Source organism: Streptomyces sp. NPDC127108, from assembly GCF_042677545.1.
In the GTDB taxonomy this organism is placed as follows: domain Bacteria; phylum Actinomycetota; class Actinomycetes; order Streptomycetales; family Streptomycetaceae; genus Streptomyces.
In genome coordinates this window covers 55,937-75,150 of the sequence record NZ_JBHXTE010000028.1, presented here as the reverse complement: position 1 = coordinate 75,150, position 19,214 = coordinate 55,937, and the positions used below count along the sequence as shown (strand labels likewise).

24 protein-coding genes are annotated in these 19,214 nt (G+C 71.0%); 7 read left to right on the top strand and 17 right to left on the bottom strand.

Annotated elements, in window-relative coordinates; translation table 11 throughout:
• Nucleotides 1-162 precede the first annotated feature (162 nt).
• Nucleotides 163-1,188 (top strand): ATP-binding cassette domain-containing protein, encoded by a 1,026-nt coding sequence (locus tag ACFVHO_RS24080; RefSeq protein WP_385718137.1) that lies wholly within the window; start codon nucleotides 163-165, stop codon nucleotides 1,186-1,188.
• A gap of 130 nt (nucleotides 1,189-1,318) precedes the next feature.
• Complete coding sequence (locus tag ACFVHO_RS24075) at nucleotides 1,319-2,050, top strand: ABC transporter permease (RefSeq protein WP_385718268.1); 732 nt, start codon at nucleotides 1,319-1,321, stop codon at nucleotides 2,048-2,050.
• Here the strand turns inward: ACFVHO_RS24075 and ACFVHO_RS24070 are convergent.
• From ACFVHO_RS24070 to ACFVHO_RS24055, 4 genes are all read right to left on the bottom strand, one after another.
• On the bottom strand, nucleotides 2,031-2,888 hold the full coding sequence (locus tag ACFVHO_RS24070) for a hypothetical protein (RefSeq protein WP_385718134.1): 858 nt from the start codon (nucleotides 2,886-2,888) through the stop codon (nucleotides 2,031-2,033). The genes ACFVHO_RS24075 and ACFVHO_RS24070 overlap by 20 nt on opposite strands.
• A gap of 89 nt (nucleotides 2,889-2,977) precedes the next feature.
• Nucleotides 2,978-4,096: an aminoglycoside phosphotransferase family protein gene (locus ACFVHO_RS24065; protein WP_385718131.1), complete on the bottom strand. Its 1,119-nt coding sequence runs from the start codon at nucleotides 4,094-4,096 to the stop codon at nucleotides 2,978-2,980.
• Nucleotides 4,097-4,291: 195 nt separating this feature from the next.
• Nucleotides 4,292-4,999 carry an HAD family hydrolase gene (locus tag ACFVHO_RS24060; protein WP_385718129.1) on the bottom strand — a complete coding sequence of 236 codons (708 nt, stop codon included), beginning with the start codon at nucleotides 4,997-4,999 and terminating at the stop codon, nucleotides 4,292-4,294.
• A gap of 45 nt (nucleotides 5,000-5,044) precedes the next feature.
• Entirely contained in the window at nucleotides 5,045-5,956 is a 912-nt protein-coding gene (locus ACFVHO_RS24055; RefSeq protein ID WP_385718265.1) for a winged helix-turn-helix domain-containing protein, read from the bottom strand.
• Nucleotides 5,957-6,080: 124 nt separating this feature from the next.
• On the opposite strand from ACFVHO_RS24055, the gene ACFVHO_RS24050 reads away from it, so the two are divergent.
• A complete protein-coding gene (locus ACFVHO_RS24050; protein WP_385718127.1) occupies nucleotides 6,081-6,269 on the top strand; it encodes a hypothetical protein in 189 nt (62 codons plus the stop codon).
• Nucleotides 6,270-6,299: 30 nt separating this feature from the next.
• On the opposite strand, the gene ACFVHO_RS24045 is transcribed toward ACFVHO_RS24050, so the two are convergent.
• Complete coding sequence (locus ACFVHO_RS24045; RefSeq protein ID WP_385718124.1) at nucleotides 6,300-7,163, bottom strand: winged helix-turn-helix domain-containing protein; 864 nt, start codon at nucleotides 7,161-7,163, stop codon at nucleotides 6,300-6,302.
• A gap of 278 nt (nucleotides 7,164-7,441) precedes the next feature.
• On the opposite strand from ACFVHO_RS24045, the gene ACFVHO_RS24040 reads away from it, so the two are divergent.
• A complete protein-coding gene (locus ACFVHO_RS24040) occupies nucleotides 7,442-7,627 on the top strand; it encodes a hypothetical protein (protein ID WP_030362219.1) in 186 nt (61 codons plus the stop codon).
• Nucleotides 7,628-7,808: 181 nt separating this feature from the next.
• Here the strand turns inward: ACFVHO_RS24040 and ACFVHO_RS24035 are convergent, their stop codons facing one another.
• On the bottom strand, nucleotides 7,809-8,792 hold the full coding sequence (locus ACFVHO_RS24035) for an asparaginase (protein WP_385718121.1): 984 nt from the start codon (nucleotides 8,790-8,792) through the stop codon (nucleotides 7,809-7,811).
• Between the two features lie 218 nt (nucleotides 8,793-9,010).
• Nucleotides 9,011-9,652, bottom strand: a complete 642-nt coding sequence (locus ACFVHO_RS24030; RefSeq protein ID WP_385718119.1) for an ABC transporter substrate-binding protein — start codon at nucleotides 9,650-9,652, stop codon at nucleotides 9,011-9,013.
• Nucleotides 9,653-9,960: 308 nt separating this feature from the next.
• Between ACFVHO_RS24030 and dtd the strand changes: the two genes are divergently transcribed.
• Nucleotides 9,961-10,386: a D-aminoacyl-tRNA deacylase gene (dtd, locus tag ACFVHO_RS24025; protein WP_385718116.1), complete on the top strand. Its 426-nt coding sequence runs from the start codon at nucleotides 9,961-9,963 to the stop codon at nucleotides 10,384-10,386.
• Nucleotides 10,387-10,443: 57 nt separating this feature from the next.
• On the opposite strand, the gene ACFVHO_RS24020 is transcribed toward dtd, so the two are convergent.
• Genes ACFVHO_RS24020 through ACFVHO_RS24010 form a run of 3 tightly spaced genes read right to left on the bottom strand, consistent with a single transcriptional unit; the run spans nucleotide 10,444 to nucleotide 12,535 of the window.
• Entirely contained in the window at nucleotides 10,444-11,409 is a 966-nt protein-coding gene (locus tag ACFVHO_RS24020) for a YgfZ/GcvT domain-containing protein (RefSeq protein ID WP_385718113.1), read from the bottom strand.
• A gap of 54 nt (nucleotides 11,410-11,463) precedes the next feature.
• Nucleotides 11,464-11,913, bottom strand: coding sequence for a Fur family transcriptional regulator (locus ACFVHO_RS24015; protein WP_385718110.1), 450 nt, complete (start codon nucleotides 11,911-11,913; stop codon nucleotides 11,464-11,466).
• Nucleotides 11,914-11,962: 49 nt separating this feature from the next.
• Nucleotides 11,963-12,535 (bottom strand): FABP family protein, encoded by a 573-nt coding sequence (locus tag ACFVHO_RS24010; protein ID WP_087884728.1) that lies wholly within the window; start codon nucleotides 12,533-12,535, stop codon nucleotides 11,963-11,965.
• 239 nt (nucleotides 12,536-12,774) lie between these two features.
• On the opposite strand from ACFVHO_RS24010, the gene ACFVHO_RS24005 reads away from it, so the two are divergent.
• Nucleotides 12,775-13,032, top strand: a complete 258-nt coding sequence (locus ACFVHO_RS24005; RefSeq protein WP_385718107.1) for a DUF3099 domain-containing protein — start codon at nucleotides 12,775-12,777, stop codon at nucleotides 13,030-13,032.
• 77 nt (nucleotides 13,033-13,109) lie between these two features.
• On the opposite strand, the gene ACFVHO_RS24000 is transcribed toward ACFVHO_RS24005, so the two are convergent.
• The 7 genes from ACFVHO_RS24000 to ACFVHO_RS23970 all read right to left on the bottom strand — a co-directional run bounded on the left by ACFVHO_RS24000 (nucleotide 13,110) and on the right by ACFVHO_RS23970 (nucleotide 18,061).
• On the bottom strand, nucleotides 13,110-13,397 hold the full coding sequence (locus ACFVHO_RS24000) for a DUF1416 domain-containing protein (RefSeq protein ID WP_030362227.1): 288 nt from the start codon (nucleotides 13,395-13,397) through the stop codon (nucleotides 13,110-13,112).
• Nucleotides 13,398-13,436: 39 nt separating this feature from the next.
• Nucleotides 13,437-14,282: a sulfurtransferase gene (locus tag ACFVHO_RS23995; protein WP_385718104.1), complete on the bottom strand. Its 846-nt coding sequence runs from the start codon at nucleotides 14,280-14,282 to the stop codon at nucleotides 13,437-13,439.
• Nucleotides 14,283-14,490: 208 nt separating this feature from the next.
• Nucleotides 14,491-14,571, bottom strand: coding sequence for a putative leader peptide (locus tag ACFVHO_RS23990; RefSeq protein WP_350893136.1), 81 nt, complete (start codon nucleotides 14,569-14,571; stop codon nucleotides 14,491-14,493).
• A 219-nt stretch (nucleotides 14,572-14,790) separates the two neighbouring features.
• Nucleotides 14,791-15,543, bottom strand: a complete 753-nt coding sequence (locus tag ACFVHO_RS23985; RefSeq protein ID WP_087884730.1) for a DUF2993 domain-containing protein — start codon at nucleotides 15,541-15,543, stop codon at nucleotides 14,791-14,793.
• Nucleotides 15,544-15,672: 129 nt separating this feature from the next.
• Nucleotides 15,673-16,929, bottom strand: a complete 1,257-nt coding sequence (locus ACFVHO_RS23980; protein ID WP_385718101.1) for a hypothetical protein — start codon at nucleotides 16,927-16,929, stop codon at nucleotides 15,673-15,675.
• 10 nt (nucleotides 16,930-16,939) lie between these two features.
• Nucleotides 16,940-17,194 (bottom strand): MoaD/ThiS family protein, encoded by a 255-nt coding sequence (locus tag ACFVHO_RS23975; RefSeq protein ID WP_030362231.1) that lies wholly within the window; start codon nucleotides 17,192-17,194, stop codon nucleotides 16,940-16,942.
• A gap of 21 nt (nucleotides 17,195-17,215) precedes the next feature.
• Nucleotides 17,216-18,061, bottom strand: coding sequence for an alpha/beta hydrolase family protein (locus ACFVHO_RS23970; protein ID WP_385718098.1), 846 nt, complete (start codon nucleotides 18,059-18,061; stop codon nucleotides 17,216-17,218).
• Between the two features lie 301 nt (nucleotides 18,062-18,362).
• Here ACFVHO_RS23970 and ACFVHO_RS23965 point away from each other — a divergent pair, with 301 nt between their 5' ends.
• Entirely contained in the window at nucleotides 18,363-19,208 is an 846-nt protein-coding gene (locus ACFVHO_RS23965; protein ID WP_385718096.1) for a response regulator transcription factor, read from the top strand.
• The last annotated feature ends 6 nt before the right edge of the window (nucleotides 19,209-19,214 follow it).

Sequence of the window (19,214 nt, the reverse complement as noted above, 5' to 3'; positions counted from 1 at the left end):
ACCCCCCGGACAGACCCGCGCCACCGCCGCCGTCCGCAGCCATCTCCCCGGCCTCCTCACCCTCCGCGCGCCTTCGCTTGACGGCCATCGTAGTTCTGCGTAACCCTTACGCAGTAGTGCGTATGCCTTACGCAGTACGGGTCCACACCCCTGGGAGGGGCGATGCCAGCAGCCACCAAAGCCGCCGACACCACCGCCGACACCACCACCGCCGCGATCGAGGCCACCGGCCTCACGAAGTCCTACGGAGGAACCGGCTCCAACCCCCCGCTCCCCGTCCTCCGCGGCATCGACCTGCGCGTACCGCCCGGCACCGTCTTCGCCCTCCTCGGCCCGAACGGCGCGGGCAAGACGACCGCCGTCCGGATCCTCGCCACACTCACGGAGCCGGACGCGGGCACGGCGCGGGTCGCCGGGTACGACATCCGGGCGCGGCGCCGCGAGGTGCGCCGCGCGATCAGCCTGACCGGGCAGTTCGCCGCGGTCGACGAGGCGCAGACGGGCGCGGAGAACCTACGGATGATGGGGCGCCTCGTGGGCCTCGGCCGGGCCGCCGCCCGCGCCAGGGCGGACGAACTCCTCGCCCGCTTCGGCCTGTCCGAGGCGGGCGACCGCCTGGTCCGGACGTACTCGGGCGGCATGCGGCGGCGCGTCGACCTCGCCGCCGGGCTCGTCGGCGAACCCGAGGTGATCTTCCTGGACGAGCCGACGACGGGCCTGGACCCGCGCAGCCGCCGCGAGTTGTGGGACGTCGTGGGGGACCTGGCGGCGGGCGGCACCACGGTGTTCCTCACCACGCAGTACCTGGAGGAGGCCGACCAACTGGCCGACCGGGTCGCCGTCCTGCACGGCGGGGTGATCGTCGCGGAGGGCACCACGGCGGAGCTCAAGTCCCGTGTCGCGGGCCACCACCTCGACATCACCCTGACCACGTCCGACGCCTACCTCCGCGTCCACGCCCGGACCCCGCACGCCACCCGCAGCGACCCGCGCACCCGCACCCTGGGCCTCCCGACCGACGGCACCGCACGCCACGTACGCGCGCTCCTAGACGAACTCGACCCGACGGGGACGGACGTGGCGCGCTTCGCGCTGCGCACGGCGAGCCTGGACGAGGTGTTCCTGACCCTGACGGCGCCCACGCCCACCGCGCCCACCGCGCCCTCGAAGGAGCCGACCCGTGCCTGAAGCCCTGCCGAACGGCCTGCTGCCCCACCCGCCGTCGAACCCCCTCCTCACGCGCCCGCCGTCGAACCCCCTCCTCACGCGCCCGCCGTCGAACCCCCTCCTCACGCGCCTGCCGTCGAACCCCCTCACCATGACCGGCCGTTCCCTGCGCCTGAGCCGCAGGAACGTGGACGCCCTGATCACGGCCCTCGCACTCCCCGTACTCCTGCTCCTGATCTTCGTGTACTTCTTCGGCGGGGCGATCAACACCGGCACCGACACCCGCTACGTCACGTACGTGGTCCCCGGAGTCCTGCTCCTGTGCGCCGGATTCGGCTCGGCCGGCACGGCGGTGGCCGTCACGGAGGACCTGAAGGGCGGCATCATCGACCGCTTCCGCTCCCTGGACGTCGGCGGCACGGCGATCCTGACGGGCCACGTCCTGGCCTCGGTGGCCCGCAACCTCATGGCGACCGCGCTGGTCCTCGCCCTGGCCTTCGCGATCGGCTTCCGCCCGACGGCGACACCGGCGGGATGGCTGGCCGCGATCGCCGTCCTCCTGTCCTTCGTCCTCGCCCTGTCCTGGCTGTCGGCGGCGGTCGGGCTCCTGGCCAAGTCCCCGGAAGCGGCGAACGGTTACACCCTCTTCGTGAGCTTCCTGCCCTACCCCAGCAGCGCCTTCGTCCCCACCGACTCCATGCCCGCCTGGCTCACCACGTTCTCCGAGCACCAGCCGGTCACCCCGGTCATCGACTCCCTCCGCGCCCTCCTCCTCGACCAGCCGGCCGGCAGCGCGCCGTGGCTGGCCCTCGCGTGGTGCGCGGGGATTCTGGCGGGGTCGGTGGGGCTGGCGGGGGCGCTGTTCAGGAGGCGGGTGGGGTGAGGGGGCGGGCGACGCGCCACAAGGTCTCGAACAGCTCCCGACGGCCCACGATCTTCTGGCGCGCCGCCGCGCCCGCGTCGATGTGCCAGTGGGTGAGCAGCGAGTCGTACCCCATGAGGTCGAGGACCTGCCGCCCCGGATGGTCCCGGGACGGCTCCTCCTTGACGGCGTCGTAGATGCCGTCGAAGAGGTGCTCGCTGTCGACGAGGCAGAACTTCACGGACGGGGTGATGTGCAGCACCCGGAACTCCACCGCGAGCTCGCCCCTGCGGTCGTGGCGCAGCCGCCTGGCCAGCACTTCCATGCCCCGCTCGTACCCCCGCACCTGCCGCAGCAGCTCCCCCCGGAAGTCCGGGTCGTCCACCGCCTTGCCATCGGCGTCGAGCATGCCCGGTATCCCCATCTCCCGCGTGAAGTCCGGCACCAGGATCCGCACCGCCACCTCCGGCCGGACCGCGCCCTGCAGCCCGTCAAGCGACCGCGCCAGCTCGTTGACGACGGTCTCCCCCGTGTACCCGATGGCGTCGATCCGAGGCGCCGCCCGCCCCAGCGCGGCCTCGAAGAACCCCCGCAGCTCACTCGCCGCGACCTCCTGCCGCTCGGCGGGCCGCCGCCGCGCTTCGTTGAGCCCGCGCACCTCGCTGTAGAGGACGTATCCGACGAGGCCGAGGATGGCGCTGCCGAAATGGGCCTTGCCTTCCAGGGCCTCGCCGAGGGGGGTGATGAACTGGGCGAGGAGGCCGAGGGCGAACACGGCGAGGAGCAGTGCCTTGGTGACGGCGGTCTCCGCCCGCGCCCACCTCTCCGAGTCGGATCGCCACGCCCGTCGACCGCTCATCAAGTCCCCCCGGCCACCCCGTAGTTGACACGAGCATGCAAGGGTTCATGGTGCCCCCGGGCGGGCCGCTCAGGAAGACCGGAGGACCGTCACACGACCGGACTCGGCCGTACCGCCTCCCGCCCGTGCACCCCGGCGTGCCAGGCCCGCACGGCCTCGACAGCGCGGGCCCGGTCCGGCACCTTGTCCAGGCACAGCGGCTCGGCGGCCCGCAGCAGGGCCCGGCAGACCCGGGCCGCGGCCGCCTCGAAATCGGCGTCGGACGGCGCTTGCGCGGGCAGGGCGAGCGCGGCCCGCATGACGTCCGGGAAGACGGACTGGGCGTACTCGAAATCCAGATAGACGTGCAGGTCCTCGTCGAGGCCGACGGTCAGCTCGGGCCTGCCCGCCACCGTCATCGCCTCCGCCCATCGCCGTCGCATCCGAAGGTGCTGTTCCTTGTCGTAGTCCATGCGCACGAGGTGGGTGGCGAGGTCGTGCAAGGGGTCGCCGTACAGCGCCAACTCCCAGTCGATTACGGCGATTTCCTTACGATCGATCACGATATTGGCGCGATGGACGTCCGTGTGCAGAAGACAGAAGGGGCGCTCGCGCAGGTGCGGGGCCCGCTCCTTGAACTCGGTCATCGCATGGCGTCGAATCCCGATGTCCTCGAATAACGCGTCGAATCGCTGCCGGTTGGCGCGGTGCACCCGCTCCTCGGTGAAGTCGATCAGCCAGGCGAGAAATCCGTCGGAATCACCGTCATCGGGCCAGCCTTCGGGTCGCGCCGGAAGCTCGGACTCCGGTACGGCCACGGTTCTCGCGAAGAACGCGGCGAGCTTGGCCATCAGTTCATCGGTGTGGAGTTCGCTCTCGTCGACCTCCGTCAGCGGACGGCCGGCGCGGTAGGCGTGCATGGACCAGTCACCGAAGTCCCGCAGGCAGCGCGGGACTTCGGGCAGATGACGGGCGACCACCTTGAGGAGTTCGCTCTCGCTGGGCCAGATGCGCGGAGCGACTTCGGCGACCTGCAGCGGCGTACGGCATTTCACGCGGGCGCGATAAGGCATCGTCCGCAGCAACAGCGCGAGGCGCCATCCGAGCGGCACGATGTAGTTACTGTTGTGATAACCGGTCACAACCTCGCCATCAGGGCGTTCACGGTGCGCGGTGGCCCATCGGTGGATGAGCCGGTCGTGCCAGCCGAGCGAGGCCGGTGGGGCCAAATCGGCTCTGCCGGGCAGAGGTTGTGACATGAGCGCAGAGGGTATCGCCCCGAGGGCTTTCACCTGACCAGTTGACCAGTATGCGGACGCTCGCACTTACTTACCTTGCGCGCCTGTGCCATTACTGCGCGTTTTCCTCCCCGGTGAATATGTCGGGGACGAATTCACCACGAAGTCCGGGCACGGCGGCACGTGTCACTTCTTGTCCTTGAGCACGTCGAGCAACGGCTTCAGTGACGTCACTATCTGTTCGGCGCCGATTTCTCGGAGTACGCGCATCTTGCGGTCGTTACGGGCGTAACCGAGGAAGTGCACGCCCGCGGCGCGCGCGGCGAGGTAGTCCGAGCCGGCGTCGCCGATCATCAGGGTCCGGGTCGGGTCGGCACCCAGCCCGCGGAGGGCGCGCTTGACGCAGTGCGGGTCCGGCTTGAGCAGGTGCAGATTCTGCGTACGGCCGTATATGTGCGGCGCGAAGCAGTCGATGAGCCCCCTGCCGGTCAGGTAAGTGCCCACCGGCCCCGGCGCGTTGTTCGTGGCGACGGCCAGCCGGGCGCCGGTGGCGTGCCAGGTGCGGATCAGCGCGTCGGCGTAGGCGGTGGGCCAGGCGGAGATCACCGCCTTCTGCTCCTCGTGCGTGAGCCGGGCCTCCAGCTCGGCCACCAGGTCGCTCTCGGGGTGGCGCCGGTCGACCGCACGCAGCACGACGTACGGATCGGTTTCGTCCCGCACTCCCGTGGCGAGCAGCCCGTGCAGCCCGCGTTCCTCCAGCCAGCGCACCTGTTCCTCCGCGACCTTCCAGGCGGAGTGCCCGGCGAAGAGGCGACAGACGGGGCCGTCGAAATCGAAGAGCACGTACTGGGCGATGTCGATGAGTTCTCGCAGATCGTCGGTCGCACCTGTCACTGGCTCGGTCGCTCTCGCCTCGGGTCGCGCGGAATCAGGAGTCACCTAAGAGAGTGTCAGGTCCGTGGTGATCGTTTCCCAGAGGGCGTCGAACCATCTCTGGGACTCTTGCACGAAGCCCGAGTCGCGTGAGCTGTCCCCTTCGAGGAAGGGGAAGAGCGTCGTGGTCAGTCCGCCGGCGTCGTACGCGCGCACGCTCTCCCCGGCCTCCCCGTCCAGCGGCACGTCCATGGACTCCAGCGTGTAGTACGCGAGCAGCGCCTCGGACTTGTTGAGCAGATAGAGCTTGACGGGGGTCGTCAGCGGCAGGGCGCGGAAGGTGACGCGGACGTCGATGTCGTGCGACTGCCGCAGCGCGGTGAGGTTGTGCCGCAGCACCTGACCCTGCGCGTTCCGCTGCGCGAGCCAGCGCTGTTGCAGCCGCAGCCGGTCCCGTTCGTCCTCGGCCTCGACCGGCACCGGGAAGGCGAGCGAGATGGCGCTGCTGGGCAGCAGGATGCGGACGTCGATGGACTCCGGGCACAGCTGGCCCTGGTGGATCTGACGGATCGGCTCGCTGACGGCGTGCATCAGGGTCTCCGCCGTGTACGAGACGGCGTCGATCCGCACGTGCGGCTGCTGGAACGCCTCCACGAGGCGCGGCGCCAGCGCCACCATCGACGGCTGCGGTCTGGGCTGTGCCGATGCCGGAGCGGATGTCTCCGCGTCGCCCGCCACCCGGGGCGGGCTCCCCCGGCTGATGTGGTTCAGGAGCCCGTCCCGCTGCAGCGAGAGGAGCGCCTGGCGCACCGTGCCGCGTTCCACGCCGAACTCCTGGGCGATCTGGGCCTGGGTGGGGAGGCGGTCGCCCGCTTTGAGGGTGCCGGTGCGGATGCGGTCGCGCAGGGCGTCGGCGATGTCCTGGGGTGAGGTCTTTCTGCTGCCGTTCACTGCACCGTTCTCCTTGGTCACGACCAGACGATACAACTGCACGCCATCTCAGGGGAGTTGACGGAAAGTTGTTTATGAAGGGATACCAAGTGGGGACAACTCTAGTGAGTTGGTTGCCAACTCGCTAGAGATGGCAGAAGGGGGAACCATCATGCCCGCCGTAGCCCTCCTCGCAGCCGTGTTCGCCGTCACCATCGAGCAGGTCGTGCAGTGGAAGTACGGAACCCTCGGCCTCATCGGTCTGCTGCTGCTGACCGTGGGCGTCAAGGCGAAGAACCCCACCTGCAGTTCCATCGGGGCGGTCGTGCTCGCCCTGATCGTGACGGGACCGGCACTGTGACCGGGACCGAGCGCTGAACCCAGGGCCGTCCTACGGACCTGGGTTCAACTGCAAGTCCTGGCTGATCGTCTCCCAGAGCGCGTTAAACCACAGGTGGGACTGCTCCACGAACGTCGTGTCCCGCAGCCCGTCCCCCGAGTGGAACGGAAACAGCATCGACTGCGTTCCCTGCGCGTCCCACATCTCCATGGACTCCTGGCCGATCTGCTCCCGGCGCTGGGTGAGGGTGTAGTACGCGAACAGCGCCTCGGAGCCGTTGAGCAGGTAGAGCTTGACCGGCGGGGTGAAGGGCAGGGCGCGGAACTCCACCCGTACGTCGATCCCGTGCGTCGTCCGCAGCATGCGCAGGTTGTGGCGGAGCACCTGGCCCTGCGCGTTGCGCTGGTCGAGCCAGCGCCGGTGCACATGGCCGCCCTCGTCCTCGCCCTCCACCGGAGCGGGGAAGGCGAGGTCGATGTCGCGGCTCGGCAGCAGCACCCGCACATCGACCTTGGCCGGTTTCAGCTGTCCGGCGTGGATCTGCCGCAGCGGTTCGCCGATCGCCATCGTCAGCGAGACGGAGGTGAGGCACAGCGCGTCGATCTCCACGTGCGACGCCTGGAAGGCGGCCGCGATCCGCGGCGCGAGGCCCACCATCGTGGGCTCGGGCCTGACCGTGTCGGGGCTCGGCCCGGACGGGGTCGCGACCGTGGCGGGGCTGCCCTTGGACACGTTGGCCAGGAGCTGCTCGCCCTGCAGTATGCGCAGCGCCTGGCGTACGGCACCGCGCTCCACGCCGAACTCCAGCGCGAGCTCCGCCTGCGTGGGCATGCGCTGTCCGGGCCGCAGCCGCCCGGACCTGATCCGGTCGCGCAGCTCGTCCGCCACCTCGTGATGCGAGCGATGCGGAGTCATGGTCGGCCTCTTCCGCTCGTTGACGGCGGCCTGGTCCGGGCTCACCACCAAACAGTACAACTTCTCGCCATCTTTGGGGAGTTACTGAGAAGGTGGTTATGAGACGCGCCATCGCGGAGATAACTCAGGTGGAGTTGGTAGCCAACTTGGGCGACATGGTCAGACTCTTCGGGGGGTTGGCCACCAGCCCAGGCCGCCGGGCCGAACCCGGCAGTCGGGTCGACCAGTTGGCAACCGACTAGGGGGCCCGCCGCCCCCGTACCGTAAGGGGGATCGTCATGCCGTTCATCGCCGTCGTCATCGCCGCCCTCGTCATTGGGTTCGAGCAGGCCATCCAGTGGAAGTACGGGCCGATGGGCATCATCGCCTTCGTCCTGCTCACTGTCGGGATCAAGGCCAAGAACACCACCGCGGGCGGCATCGGGGCGCTGATCCTCGTGCTGCTGCTCGCCCAGTCGGGCTGATCGGGACCGGCCCGCCCAGTCGGGCTGACCGAGCTCCCATCCGGAGGGGAGCCGGGAGTTCGGTCAGCCGTCAAACCCGGGGCACGGGCCTCCAGGCCCCGCCAACGCCAGGTCCGGGCCCCGAAGAAGCGACGGGGTGGCCCACACCCGTGGGCCACCCCGTCGAAACGTCCCGGTCGGTTCAGATCGTCGCCCGGATCTCCCCCACCGCACGCCCCGCCCCCAGCAGCGGCGCGCTGCCGATCCGGTCAAGGACCGGGGCGTCGGTGCCGAGCAGACGCAGGGCGCGGGCCAGGACCGGGCCGAGGACCCGCGTCGAGCCGTCGTCGATCTTGAAGGCGAGGGCCCGGCCGTCGGGCAGCGCGACCGCCTGGACGGCCTCGGCGCCCATCTTCGACAGCACGCCGGGCACCTCCCGCATCAGCCAGGTGTCGGGGCGCCGCGTCCCTGCGACGTACTCGGGGTGGGTCCGCATGGCGTCGGCGACCCGGCGCTCGGGGCTGCCCTCGGGGGCGAGGACGAAGTGCCGGTAGGCGCGGGCGAGGCCGGTCAGGGAGATGGCCATCAGGGGCGCGCCGCAGCCGTCCGTGCCGACGGCGGCGACGGGCTCGCCAGCGGCCGCCTCGATGCCCTCGTGGATCAGGCGCTGGAGGGGGTGCTCCGGGTCGAGGTAGCTCTCCTTGGGCCAGCCGTTCAGGGCGCAGACGGCGAGCATCGCGGCGTGCTTGCCGGAGCAGTTCATCGTGACCCGGTCGCGGACGGCGCCCGATGCCAGGTAGGTCTCGGCCTCCTCCGGGTCCAGCGGCAGATCGGCGGGGCACTGCAGCTCGGCCGGGGTCAGACCGTGCTCGGCCAGCATCTTCAGCACGAGATCCCGGTGGAACGTTTCTCCGGAGTGGCTCGCGGCGGCCAGGGCCAGACGCTCGCCGGACAGGTCGAGACCGGCCCGCAGCACCGCCGCCGCCTGCATCGGCTTGTTGGTGGAGCGCGGGAAGACGGGGGCCCGCACATCGCCGAGCGCGAGCTGCACGTCGCCGTCGGCCCCGAGCAGCACCAGGCTGCCTCGGTGGTGGCCCTCGACGAAGCCCGACCGGACGACCTCGGCGAGGACCGGGGGTATGACGGGGGAACTGGTGACGGCGGACGACGGCGTCGTTGTCGGCATCTTCGGCCTTCCGGGTGCGGGCGGTGCGACGGACCGCCCGCGGGAACGCCGGACCGGAGGTCCCGGCTGCCGTCCCGAACACGGCGTCCACCAGGATCACGGGATCTCGGCGGGCGCCGCACGCGGACGTCCACCGGGATCACGGCCGACGGCGGCCGCCGGGTCCTTGCGGCGTCACCGGGCCCGGCGGGGCGGCGGTGCCCACCGGGGTCGGCGGGTCACGCGAGCAGGTCGTCTACTTGTGCTTCTCCTTCACGGTACCTGCGGGCGATCTCCGCACTGCAATCGTCCGTCGTCCGCTGCATCTCCTGACGCCGCCGGGAAACCTGCTGTTCATATCGGACGAGGCGGCCCATCGCCGCGTGCAGCTCCTCGTCCGTGCGGGCTGCCAGGTCGGAGAGCTCCACGTCGGCGAGCATCTCTGCGGCGAGGCGCCGGTACTCCTCGCTGTGCGGGGTGCCGAGCGTCACATGGCGGGCCGACGAGCGGTGCCGGGCCGGGCCGTCCGTGAGGATCTCCGGGAGCCGGTCCACGACCAGCGGTGACTCCGCCCCCGTGCCGTCCTCCGGGTCCCGTCCCGCCTGGCCCGGGACCCTGCGGCGCGCCGTCTCCGCCCGCAGGATGTCGATACGGCCCTGCAGCAGCCGTCGTACGTAGCTCAGGTCCGCCTCGTCCTGCTGTGTGGAGCGGCGCAGCTCGCGCAGCTCCGGCAGGCGCAGGGCGGTCAGGTCGTGCGTGGGTACGTCGGGCAGGACGGGGCTGTCGGTGCGCTGGACCGGGGGGCGCGGGACGTGGGTGCCGCCGATGCCCGCCGCACCGGCCGCGCCCCCCGCCTCGGCGGCCCCGGCCACACCCTTCATCCCCGCTGCCCCCGCTGCCCCTGTCGCGCCCACTGCCCCCGCTGTCCCCGCTGCCCCTGCCGTCCCGCCCGGGTGTCTCGCCCCCGACGGCCAGGTCGTCCCGGGCGACCATGGCTTACTGGGCATACTGGGCGTACTGGGTGTGCTCATGTGGCTCTACCGTCCCCTCAGCCGGCGCGGTACACCGCGTGTGAGCATCGTGCCACCCCGAGTGGTCGCTCTGTGCGTGAGTGCCCCCAATCGGCCCCGGATGGGGGGTTCTGGACCGGCGCGCGGACGGCGCGTGCGCGCAGGGCATGATGGGCGGCATGCGTGCGGTGGTGCAGAGGGTGGACGGCGCGAGTGTCGTCGTGGACGGGGAGACGGTCGGGGAGATCGTCGGTGAGGGCTTGTGCGTGCTGGTCGGGGTGACGCACTCCGACACCGCGGAGAAGGCCGGGCAACTCGCCCGCAAGCTCTGGTCCTTGCGGATCCTTCAGGACGAGAAGTCCTGCTCGGACGTCGGCGCACCGCTCCTCGTGATCAGCCAGTTCACCCTGTACGGCGACGCGCGCAAGGGCCGTCGTCCCACGTGGAACGCGGCCGCGCCCGGTGACGTGGCCGAGCCGCTCGTCGACGAGGTCGTGGCCCGGCTGCGCGCCCTCGGCGCCACGGTGGCCACGGGCCGCTTCGGCGCCCAGATGCGCGTGGGCCTGACCAACGACGGCCCCTTCACGGTCCTCCTGGACATCTGACCAGCCCGACCAGCGGGAGAGAGCCCCGTCCGGCGTTTGAGGACGGGGCGGGTGGGGTCAGGGTTCGACCACCGTTTCCTGGGCGGCGGCCGTTTCGCCGGCCAGGAGTTCCGCGTCGACGGGGACGTTGCGCTTGATGAGGGCAAGGGCGATGGGCCCGAGCTCGTGGTGGCGTACGGACGTGGTGACGAAGCCGAGCTTGCGGCCCTCGGGCCCGTCCGCGGCGAGGTGGAGGGGCGTACCGTGCACCGGCAGGTGCACGTCGCTGCCGTCGAGGTGGAGGAAGACGAGGCGCCGCGGCGGCTTGCCGAGGTTCTGGACGCGGGCGACGGTCTCCTGCCCGCGGTAGCACCCCTTCTGGAGGTGGACGGCGGAGCCGATCCAGCCCAGCTCGTGGGGGATCGTACGGTGGTCGGTCTCGAAGGCGAGCCGCGGCACGTGGTGCTCGACACGGAGGGCTTCGTAGGCGAGGAGCCCGGCGGCGGGCCCGTGCGCCTCGGCGTAGGAGGACAGGTCCGCGCGGGGCAGGAAGACGTCCCGGCCGTGCGGCGTCTCGCGGACGGCGGCGCCGTCCGGGACGGCCGCGATGGACCCGGCGGGCAGGTGCACCACGGCGAAGTCGGCGGTGCGGTCGGCGACCTCGACGCGGTAGAAGAACTTCATGCTCTCCAGGTACGCGATGAGCGCGTCCTGGGTGCCCGGCTCGACGTGCGCCCACATGGTCTCGCCGTCGTCGACGAGGTACAGGGCGTGCTCGATGTGCCCGTTCGCGGAGAGGATCAGCGCCTCGGTGGCCCGCCCCGCGGGCAGCTCGCTGACGTGTTGGGTGAGCAGCAGATGCAGCCAGCTCAGCCGGTCGGCACCGGTGACGGTGACGACGCCGCGGTGCGAGAGGTCGACGAATCCGGCGCCGTCGGCGAGGGCGCGCTGCTCGCGGAACAGGTCGCCGTAGTGGGCGGCGACACCTTCGTCCACGCCTTCGGCGGGGACGGCGCCGGGCAGCGAAAGCAGGGGGCTCTTCATGTTCACAAAGACTACGACCCGAGGACCGGGCCGCTTATTCCGCGGCGGCTTCCGCTATTCGGCGGCGGCTTCCGCGGCGGCCGCGGCCGCGCACTCCGCGCAGCGCCCGAAGATCGCGAAGTGCTTCATGTCCGTGTCGAACCCGAACATCCCCCGCAGCTTCGCGGTGAACTCGGCGGCCACGTCCAGATCGGCCTCGATGACGTGCGTACAGTCCCGGCACACCAGGTGGATGTGGTGGTGGCGGTCCGCGAGGTGGTACGTGGGGGCGCCGTGGCCGAGGTGGGCGTGGCTGACCAGGCCCAGCTCCTCCAGGAGCTCCAGGGTGCGGTAGACGGTGGAGATGTTGACCCCCGAAGCCGTCTTGCGGACCTCGGAGAGGATGTCGTCGGGGGTCGCGTGCTCCAGTGCGTCCACGGCTTCGAGCACGAGCTGGCGCTGCGGCGTCAGGCGGTATCCGCGCTGCCGCAGGTCGCTCTTCCAGTCGGAGTCGGTGCTCACCACACCCTGAAGTCTAGGCCCACTCGGAACGGCCCACTGGAATCGGAACGGCCTACTTGAAGAAGGCGATCCCGTCGTCGGGCAGGTCGCCGAGGTTGCGTGCCATCTCGGCGACGTCCTCGGGCGAGACGACCTTCTTGAGCTGCGCGGACATGTACGGCCGCAGCGGCACCTCGGGCGTCTGCTTCTCGCCGACCCACATCAGGTCGCCCTTCACATAGCCGTAGAGCCGCTTGCCGCCGCTGTACGGGCCGGAGGCCGCGGTGCGGGCGACGGCGTCGGTGGCCAGGTCGATCTGCGGCTTCTGGTCGGCCAGCTCGCCGTACCAGACCTCGACGACACCGTCCTGGCGGACCATGACGGTCTCGACCTTGCGGTCCTTGTCGATGCGCCAGAAGCCGGACTCGGACTCCAGCGGTTCGACCTTGTTGCCGTCGGCGTCGAGCACCCAGGTGTGCGAGTGGTACTCCAGGAAGTCCCGCCCGTCGTGCGAGAAGGAGACTTCCTGGCCGAAATTCGCCTTGGCGGAGCCGGGGAAGTCGGTGACGCCCGCGCCGGCCCAGTTGCCCAGGAGCCAGGCGAGGGGGACGAGGTCGCGGTGCAGGTCGGACGGGATCTCGATCATGGGGTGCTCAGGAGTCTCTCGGTGGGGGGTGCGGTCAGCGCTGGCCCTGGTACAGCTTCTTCACGGTCAGACCCGCGAAGGCGAGGACGCCGACGCAGACCAGGACAAGGAGGGCGGAGAAGAAGGCCTCAAGCACGGAAGCTCCTTGGTGAGCGGTATGTAGGGCGGTACAGAGCCGCATCCCACTCTAGCCGTGCGCGCCCTGCCCCTCTCTGCGAGGTCGGCCGTACGCTGGACGTATGTACGCGCGAAGGCGCCATGTGTACTTCGCCATGATGGGCACGTGCCTGGCCCTGTTCATCCTGGCCTGGGGTGTTGTGCGGCTGTGGTCGATTCCGGTCGCCGTCGGGATGTGCGTCGTGGCGATGGTGATCCCCCCGGTGGCGGCCATGGTGGCGAACCGGCGCGGGCCCGAGGACCGCTGGTGGGACGACCCCTCGGGGGACCCGAAGTCCGACGAGTGGTGGGACGAGCTCGACGGCAGGCGCCGCCGGTAGCACGACCGAGGGCCGCACCCCGTGGCGTCCAACCCCTGGGTGCGGCCCATCGGCCTGTCTGCTCGGCCTGTCTCTGCTCAGACAGCGATCGCGACCTCCGCGAGGCCGCCCGTCTGCGCGACGACCGTGCGGTCCGCCGAGCCGCCGGGCACCAGGGCCCGTACGGTCCACGTGCCCTCGGCCGCGTAGAAGCGGAACTGTCCCGTGGCAGAGGTGGGCACCTCCGCGGTGAACTCGCCGGTCGAGTCCAGCAGGCGGACGTAACCGGTGACGGGCTCGCCGTCGCGGGTCACCTGGCCCTGGATGGTGGTCTCACCGGGCTTGATCGTCGAGGCGTCAGGGCCACCGGCCTTGGCTCCACACATGTGCGCTCCTATGAAGAGGGGGGGAAGGTCGGTCGCGGGTTACTTGTTGGCGCCGAGCTCGATCGGCACGCCGACGAGGGAGCCGTACTCGGTCCAGGAGCCGTCGTAGTTCTTGACGTTCTCCTGGCCGAGCAGCTCGTGCAGGACGAACCAGGTCAGGGCCGAGCGCTCACCGATGCGGCAGTACGCGATGGTGTCCTTCGCGAGGTCGACCTGCTCGTCCTCGTAGAGGGCCTTGAGCTCGTCGTCGGACTTGAAGGTGCCGTCGTCGTTGGCGTTCTTCGACCACGGGATGTTGCGGGCGCTCGGCACGTGGCCGGGGCGCTGCGACTGCTCCTGCGGGAGGTGGGCCGGGGCGAGCAGCTTGCCGGAGAACTCGTCGGGCGAGCGGACGTCGACCAGGTTCTGCGTGCCGATCGCGGCGACGACGTCGTCGCGGAAGGCGCGGATGGAGGCGTCCTGCGGCTTGGCCTTGTACTCGGTGGCCGGGCGGCTGGGCACCTGGGAGCCGTCGACCAGGTCGCGGGAGTCCAGCTCCCACTTCTTGCGGCCGCCGTCGAGGAGCTTCACGTCCTGGTGGCCGTAGAGCTTGAAGTACCAGAAGGCGTAGGAGGCGAACCAGTTGTTGTTGCCGCCGTAGAGGACGACGGTGGAGTCGTTCGCGATGCCCTTGGCGGAGAGCAGCTTCTCGAAGCCCTCCTGGTCGATGAAGTCGCGGCGGACCGGGTCCTGGAGGTCCTTGGTCCAGTCGATCCTGATGGCGTTCTTGATGTGGTTCTTGTCGTACGCCGAGGTGTCCTCGTCCACCTCGACGAGCGCGACCTTCGGGTCGTCGATGTGGGCCTCGACCCAGTCGGCGTCTACCAGGACGTCGCTGCGGCTCATGCTGTTCTCCTCCGGGGCAGTTACGGCGGGGATGCGGGGAAGTGCGGGTGGGTGCGGAACGCGGTGACACGGATGACACGGGCGATGCGGTTTGCACGATTTGTGCGCGTATGGGTACGCGGGGAGGCGCCGGTCATACGGCACGGGTGGCACTGTTGGCCGTGAGGGGGTCAACAGGCCCGGGGAACACGGGAGTTGGGGGTCCCGTTCAGAAAGTGCGACAGAGCATGGCGGCGACGCGGCACAGGTCCACTGCCCGCCGCTTCGTGAGGTCCGCCTGTCGGTGCATGCGTCCGATCGTAGGGACGGTGGGGCGGCCGTGTCACCGGCGTGTCGGATACTGAGACGTTTTAGTCCAAGATGTGAACACGAGTGTGGTTCCGGGTCGCCCCCGAAGGGCCGCCGGGCTGCGGACGCACCACGGGCGCCCGCCCACCATCTGAGGGACGGACGCCCGCGTCTCGTACTACGGACAACTACCCGCCGGGGAGCCGGTCGGCCGGACCGGTCAGGACACCAGGTCCACGTTCTCGCCCTTCACGGCCACGTCCACGCCGTCGGGGGCCGCCTGCACGGTGTCGAGCTTGATGCCGCCCGGCAGGTCGGTGACCTTCTCCTCGAAGTCGGTGATGTCACGGGCGATGCCCTCGGGCAGCGGGATCTTCACGCCGAGCACCTCGAGGCTGTCCGGGATCGTGTCGGCGTGCACCTTGATCGTGTCGCCCTCGACGCTCAGGGAGCTGAGCACGTGCACGGGCTTGGGGAGCTTCGTGCCGCCCTTGCTGACCTCGACCTCGACCTTGACCTTGCCGTCGCCGCCGTCGGAGAGGCCGACGACCTCACCGGTGGCGCCGAGCGGCAGCTTCACCGGCTCGGCCTTGGCGGCCTTCAGGAGCTCGTCGTAGGAGATCCGGGCGACGCCCGCGGCGGAGTCGGCGGTGGCGGAGCTGTAGTCGCTGGAGAAGTCCAGGCCGTGCGCGGTGGCGTTGAGGCTCGCGATACGGATGGTGTCGCCGTCGGACTTGGCGTCGTAGTCCTTGATGCCGATCTCGACGTCGTCGAGCTTGCCGCCCAGGACCTGGGTGAGGAACGGGAAGCCCTTGATGGACACGTCGGGCGTGCTGCTCAGGCCCTCCTGGGCCTTGATCTTCTCCGCCGCCTCGCTCTCGGCGAAGGACACCGCGAACCGGTCGGCGGCGACGAAGAGGCCCCCGAGGACCACCACGACGATCAGAAGTATGCGTATCGCGCGCTTGCTCATGCCTGCTGTTCCCCGTCCCCCGCCTCGGCTGTTCCGTTGCCGCGAGCCTAAAGGACAAGTCCCCGGCCGCTGTGCCCGGCCGGGGACCTGTAGATCGACTGTGACGCTGCGGGCGGCTCCCGCCCGGACTCAGCCGAGGGCGCGCCCCACCAGGTACACGGCGGGCGCGGCGGCCGCGAACGGCAGCGCGACACCGGCCGTGAAGTGCACGAACCGCGACGGGTAGTCGTACGAGGCGACCCGGTGCCCGATCACGGCGCAGACGCCCGCGGCGAGCCCGAGCAGGGCTCCCTCGCTGCCGAAGTCCGTCGCACCGCCCACCGCGATGCCCGCGCCGGCCGCCGCGAGCAGCGCCACGACCACCGAGGCGGGCGTCGGCAGCGGCAGCGCGCGGGCGAGCACGGCCGCGGCGACGGCGACCCCGCCGACGGTCGCGGCGTCGTCCACGGCGGCCAGGTGCCCGGCCGCGATGATCGTGAGCGCGCTGGAGGCGAGGGTGGCCATCAGGCCGTACATCCGCTCGTCGGCACCGGCGCGGCTGCGCAGCTGCAGGACGAGGACGAGCAGCACCCACACGCCGAGGGTGCCGAGGATCGCGGCCGGGGCGTTGCCCTCGCCGGTGGCGAGCAGCGCGACATCGGCGGCGACACCGCCGAGGAACGCCAGCGCGATGCCCTGCCGGGCGGGCCACATGCCGTTCAGCCGGAACCATCCGGCGGCCGTCACGCCCTGCAGCACCACCAGCGGTACGAGCAGCCCGTACTGCCCGGCCGCGGCGCCCCCGGCGAGCAGCAGCCCGAGCAGCGCCGTGAGCAGGGCGGGCTGCATCCCCGGCTCTATGATCGGCGACCGCCCCTCGGCCCGCGCCCGCTGGGCGTCGGTGACGCGGGCGTTGCCGGTGAGGGTGGCGGGGCCGTATCCGGAGGCGTCGGGGTCGGGCTTGGACTCGGGCTCGTCCACGGGGGCGGGCCCTGCGGGGGCGGGTGCGGCTGCGGGAGCGGGCTCCTGCGGGTACGACCCCGAGTGGTCCGGCCCGGACGCCTGCGCCTGGTACGCCTGCCCCTGGTACCCCTGCGGCGGCTCCGCATAGGCCTGCGGCGGCAGATACGCGGTCTCGGTCACGTCCACCGCGGGCAGCGGAGCCGACACCTGCGTCTCCCAGGTCTGCCCCTCCCACTGCTGGGTGGCGTACTGCTGCTGCGCGTAGGGCTCCTGATACCCCCACTCGCCCTGACCCTGCGGATACCCCTGCTGGGCGGCGGGCTCCTGCGGGTACTGCGCGTACTGCCCGTACTGCGGGTCGTACGGCTGCTGCTGGCCCTGGTACTGCTGGGGCTGAGGCTCCTGCGGGTACTGCTGATAAGGGTCGTACGGTTCGTTGCTCATCGCGTACGGGTCATCCTCCTGCGAACGGCGGGAGCACCTCGACCGTGCCGCCCTCGGCAAGCCGTACCGTCTCATGGGCGCGGGTGCCCACGGGGTCGCCGTCGATGAGGAACGAGCAGCGCAGCAGCACGCGGTCGAGTTCTCCGGGGTGTCGCGCGCGGGCCGCGCTGAGCGCCTCGGCCAGCGTGGCCTCTGCGTACGGCTCCTCGGCGATCCCCGCGGCGGCCTTGGCGGCGGCCCAGTACCGAATGGTCCCGGATGCCATTGCCCCCTCCTTTCGCTCAAGTCACTCGGCGGTTGCCGACGTCCATGATGCCGTGGCCCAGGCGCCGATCCGCCCAAGGAGTCCGTCGTCCGCCGCGTGCTCGGCGTGCCCCATGCCGGGTTCCAGCCACAGCTCGGCCCCCTCGCCCGCGGCGGCGGCCAGCATCCGGGGGTGGTCGACGGGGAAGTACGGGTCCTGGTCGCCGTGCACGATCAGGAGCGGGGTCGGGGCGATGAGCGGTACGGACTCCGTCGGCGACAGCGGGACGGGGACCCACTCGTGCGGGTGGATCCGGGTGCGCAGGCCGAGCCGCCCGACGAGCCGCCCGGCCCGCCGCGTCACCACCCAGTGCAGCCGCCGCATCGGCGCCGTACCCCGGTAGAACCACCGGGCCGGTGCACTCACCGACACGACCGCGTCGACGCGCGCTTCCGTGCGCCCCCCGTGCAGCGCCGCGTGCCGCAGCACCACGGAGCCGCCCATGGAGAAACCGACCGTGACCACGCGCGTGTGCCCGAGCGAGCGCGCCCACGCCACGGCAGCCGCGAGGTCGAGCACCTCGCGGTCGCCGACCGTGGAGCGCCCGCCGGACCCGCCGTGCCCCCGGAACGAGAACGTGATCACGGCCGCACGCTGCGCGAACACCCGCGCGGCCCGACGCACGTGCGGCCGCCCCAGGTCCCCCGTGAAGCCGTGCGCGAGCACGATCGCGGGCCCGCCGACCGGCCCGGGACCGGGGTCGTACGCGGCTTCGATCCGCACCCCGTCCGAGGTAAGGAGCGTGGAACGCGACGTGGCGCGCGGCTGAACACGAGTGATCGGCTGCACAGAAGATCGCGCCGTTTGACCTGCCGGACCGGAACTCATGTGGGCTATTCTGCTGCGCAGAGGATCCGGGCAGCGAAGCCCCCGGGTCCTTTCGTGCTTTCCGGCAGGCCCGCGCACGAGGCTCACCAAGGCCCCGTAAACGAAGCCTCAAGAACGGCGCGGACGGCCACTTCCCAGGGCGCGGGAGGTGTATCCCGTACAAAGCAGTGCCATACGAGCCATACGTACGAAGCAGTGCCATACGTCCTCGCAGGGACCGAGGAGGAACCGACGTAATGGGCGAGCGAAACGTGCACGACAGTCAGAGGAACCGGCGGACGACCCAGGCAGGTGGGCCGCGATGAGTTCTCTGCTGCTCCTGACCAACGCCCTCCAGCCGTCGACGGAGGTGCTTCCCGCCCTCGGCCTGCTCCTTCACCAGGTGCGGGTGGCTCCCGCCGAGGGCCCGGCGCTCGTCGACACCCCCGGTGCCGACGTCATCCTGATCGACGGGCGGCGCGACCTGCCCCAGGTCCGCAGCCTCTGCCAGCTTCTTCGCTCCACCGGCCCCGGCTGTCCGCTGGTGCTCGTGGTGACCGAGGGCGGCCTCGCCGCCGTCACCGCGGACTGGGGCATCGACGACGTGCTCCTGGACACCGCGGGCCCCGCCGAGGTCGAGGCGCGCCTGCGCCTGGCCATGGGCCGCCAGCAGATCACCGCCGACGACTCCCCCATGGAGATCCGCAACGGCGACCTGTCCGTGGACGAGGCGACGTACAGCGCCAAGCTGAAGGGCCGGGTCCTGGACCTGACCTTCAAGGAGTTCGAGCTGATCAAGTACCTCGCGCAGCACCCGGGCCGGGTCTTCACCCGCGCCCAGCTGCTGCAGGAGGTCTGGGGCTACGACTACTTCGGCGGTACGCGGACGGTCGACGTGCACGTACGACGGCTGCGGGCCAAGCTCGGCGTCGAGCACGAGTCGCTGATCGGCACCGTGCGCAACGTCGGCTATCGCTTCGTCGTCCCCGAGAAGCCCGAGCGGGCCGAGAAGGCGGCGCGGGACAGCGCGGAGAAGGCGGAGCGGGCGGCGCGCACGGGCGACCCGGACGGCGCCAGGGCGGCCGCCGCGAAGCCCGCCGCCGGGCGGGCGCCGCAGGCAGCCGCCGAACGGGCGAAGGAAGCCGTCGCACGCCCTGCTCAGGGTTGAGTCCAT

Bases quoted from the DNA above. Each gene is read 5' to 3' on its own strand.
- ACFVHO_RS24080 (WP_385718137.1), top strand. From the start codon at position 163: ATGCCAGCAGCCACCAAAGCCGCCGACACCACCGCCGACACCACCACC.
- ACFVHO_RS24075 (WP_385718268.1), top strand. From the start codon at position 1,319: ATGACCGGCCGTTCCCTGCGCCTGAGCCGCAGGAACGTGGACGCCCTG.
- ACFVHO_RS24070 (WP_385718134.1), bottom strand. From the start codon at position 2,888: ATGAGCGGTCGACGGGCGTGGCGATCCGACTCGGAGAGGTGGGCGCGG.
- ACFVHO_RS24050 (WP_385718127.1), top strand. From the start codon at position 6,081: ATGCCCGCCGTAGCCCTCCTCGCAGCCGTGTTCGCCGTCACCATCGAG.
- ACFVHO_RS24045 (WP_385718124.1), bottom strand. From the start codon at position 7,163: ATGACTCCGCATCGCTCGCATCACGAGGTGGCGGACGAGCTGCGCGAC.
- ACFVHO_RS24040 (WP_030362219.1), top strand. From the start codon at position 7,442: ATGCCGTTCATCGCCGTCGTCATCGCCGCCCTCGTCATTGGGTTCGAG.
- ACFVHO_RS24035 (WP_385718121.1), bottom strand. From the start codon at position 8,792: ATGCCGACAACGACGCCGTCGTCCGCCGTCACCAGTTCCCCCGTCATA.
- ACFVHO_RS24030 (WP_385718119.1), bottom strand. From the start codon at position 9,652: ATGAAGGGTGTGGCCGGGGCCGCCGAGGCGGGGGGCGCGGCCGGTGCG.
- dtd (WP_385718116.1), top strand. From the start codon at position 9,961: ATGCGTGCGGTGGTGCAGAGGGTGGACGGCGCGAGTGTCGTCGTGGAC.
- ACFVHO_RS24020 (WP_385718113.1), bottom strand. From the start codon at position 11,409: ATGAAGAGCCCCCTGCTTTCGCTGCCCGGCGCCGTCCCCGCCGAAGGC.
- ACFVHO_RS24010 (WP_087884728.1), bottom strand. From the start codon at position 12,535: ATGATCGAGATCCCGTCCGACCTGCACCGCGACCTCGTCCCCCTCGCC.
- ACFVHO_RS24005 (WP_385718107.1), top strand. From the start codon at position 12,775: ATGTACGCGCGAAGGCGCCATGTGTACTTCGCCATGATGGGCACGTGC.
- ACFVHO_RS24000 (WP_030362227.1), bottom strand. From the start codon at position 13,397: ATGTGTGGAGCCAAGGCCGGTGGCCCTGACGCCTCGACGATCAAGCCC.
- ACFVHO_RS23995 (WP_385718104.1), bottom strand. From the start codon at position 14,282: ATGAGCCGCAGCGACGTCCTGGTAGACGCCGACTGGGTCGAGGCCCAC.
- ACFVHO_RS23990 (WP_350893136.1), bottom strand. From the start codon at position 14,571: ATGCACCGACAGGCGGACCTCACGAAGCGGCGGGCAGTGGACCTGTGC.
- ACFVHO_RS23985 (WP_087884730.1), bottom strand. From the start codon at position 15,543: ATGAGCAAGCGCGCGATACGCATACTTCTGATCGTCGTGGTGGTCCTC.
- ACFVHO_RS23980 (WP_385718101.1), bottom strand. From the start codon at position 16,929: ATGAGCAACGAACCGTACGACCCTTATCAGCAGTACCCGCAGGAGCCT.
- ACFVHO_RS23975 (WP_030362231.1), bottom strand. From the start codon at position 17,194: ATGGCATCCGGGACCATTCGGTACTGGGCCGCCGCCAAGGCCGCCGCG.
- ACFVHO_RS23970 (WP_385718098.1), bottom strand. From the start codon at position 18,061: ATGAGTTCCGGTCCGGCAGGTCAAACGGCGCGATCTTCTGTGCAGCCG.
- ACFVHO_RS23965 (WP_385718096.1), top strand. From the start codon at position 18,363: ATGAGTTCTCTGCTGCTCCTGACCAACGCCCTCCAGCCGTCGACGGAG.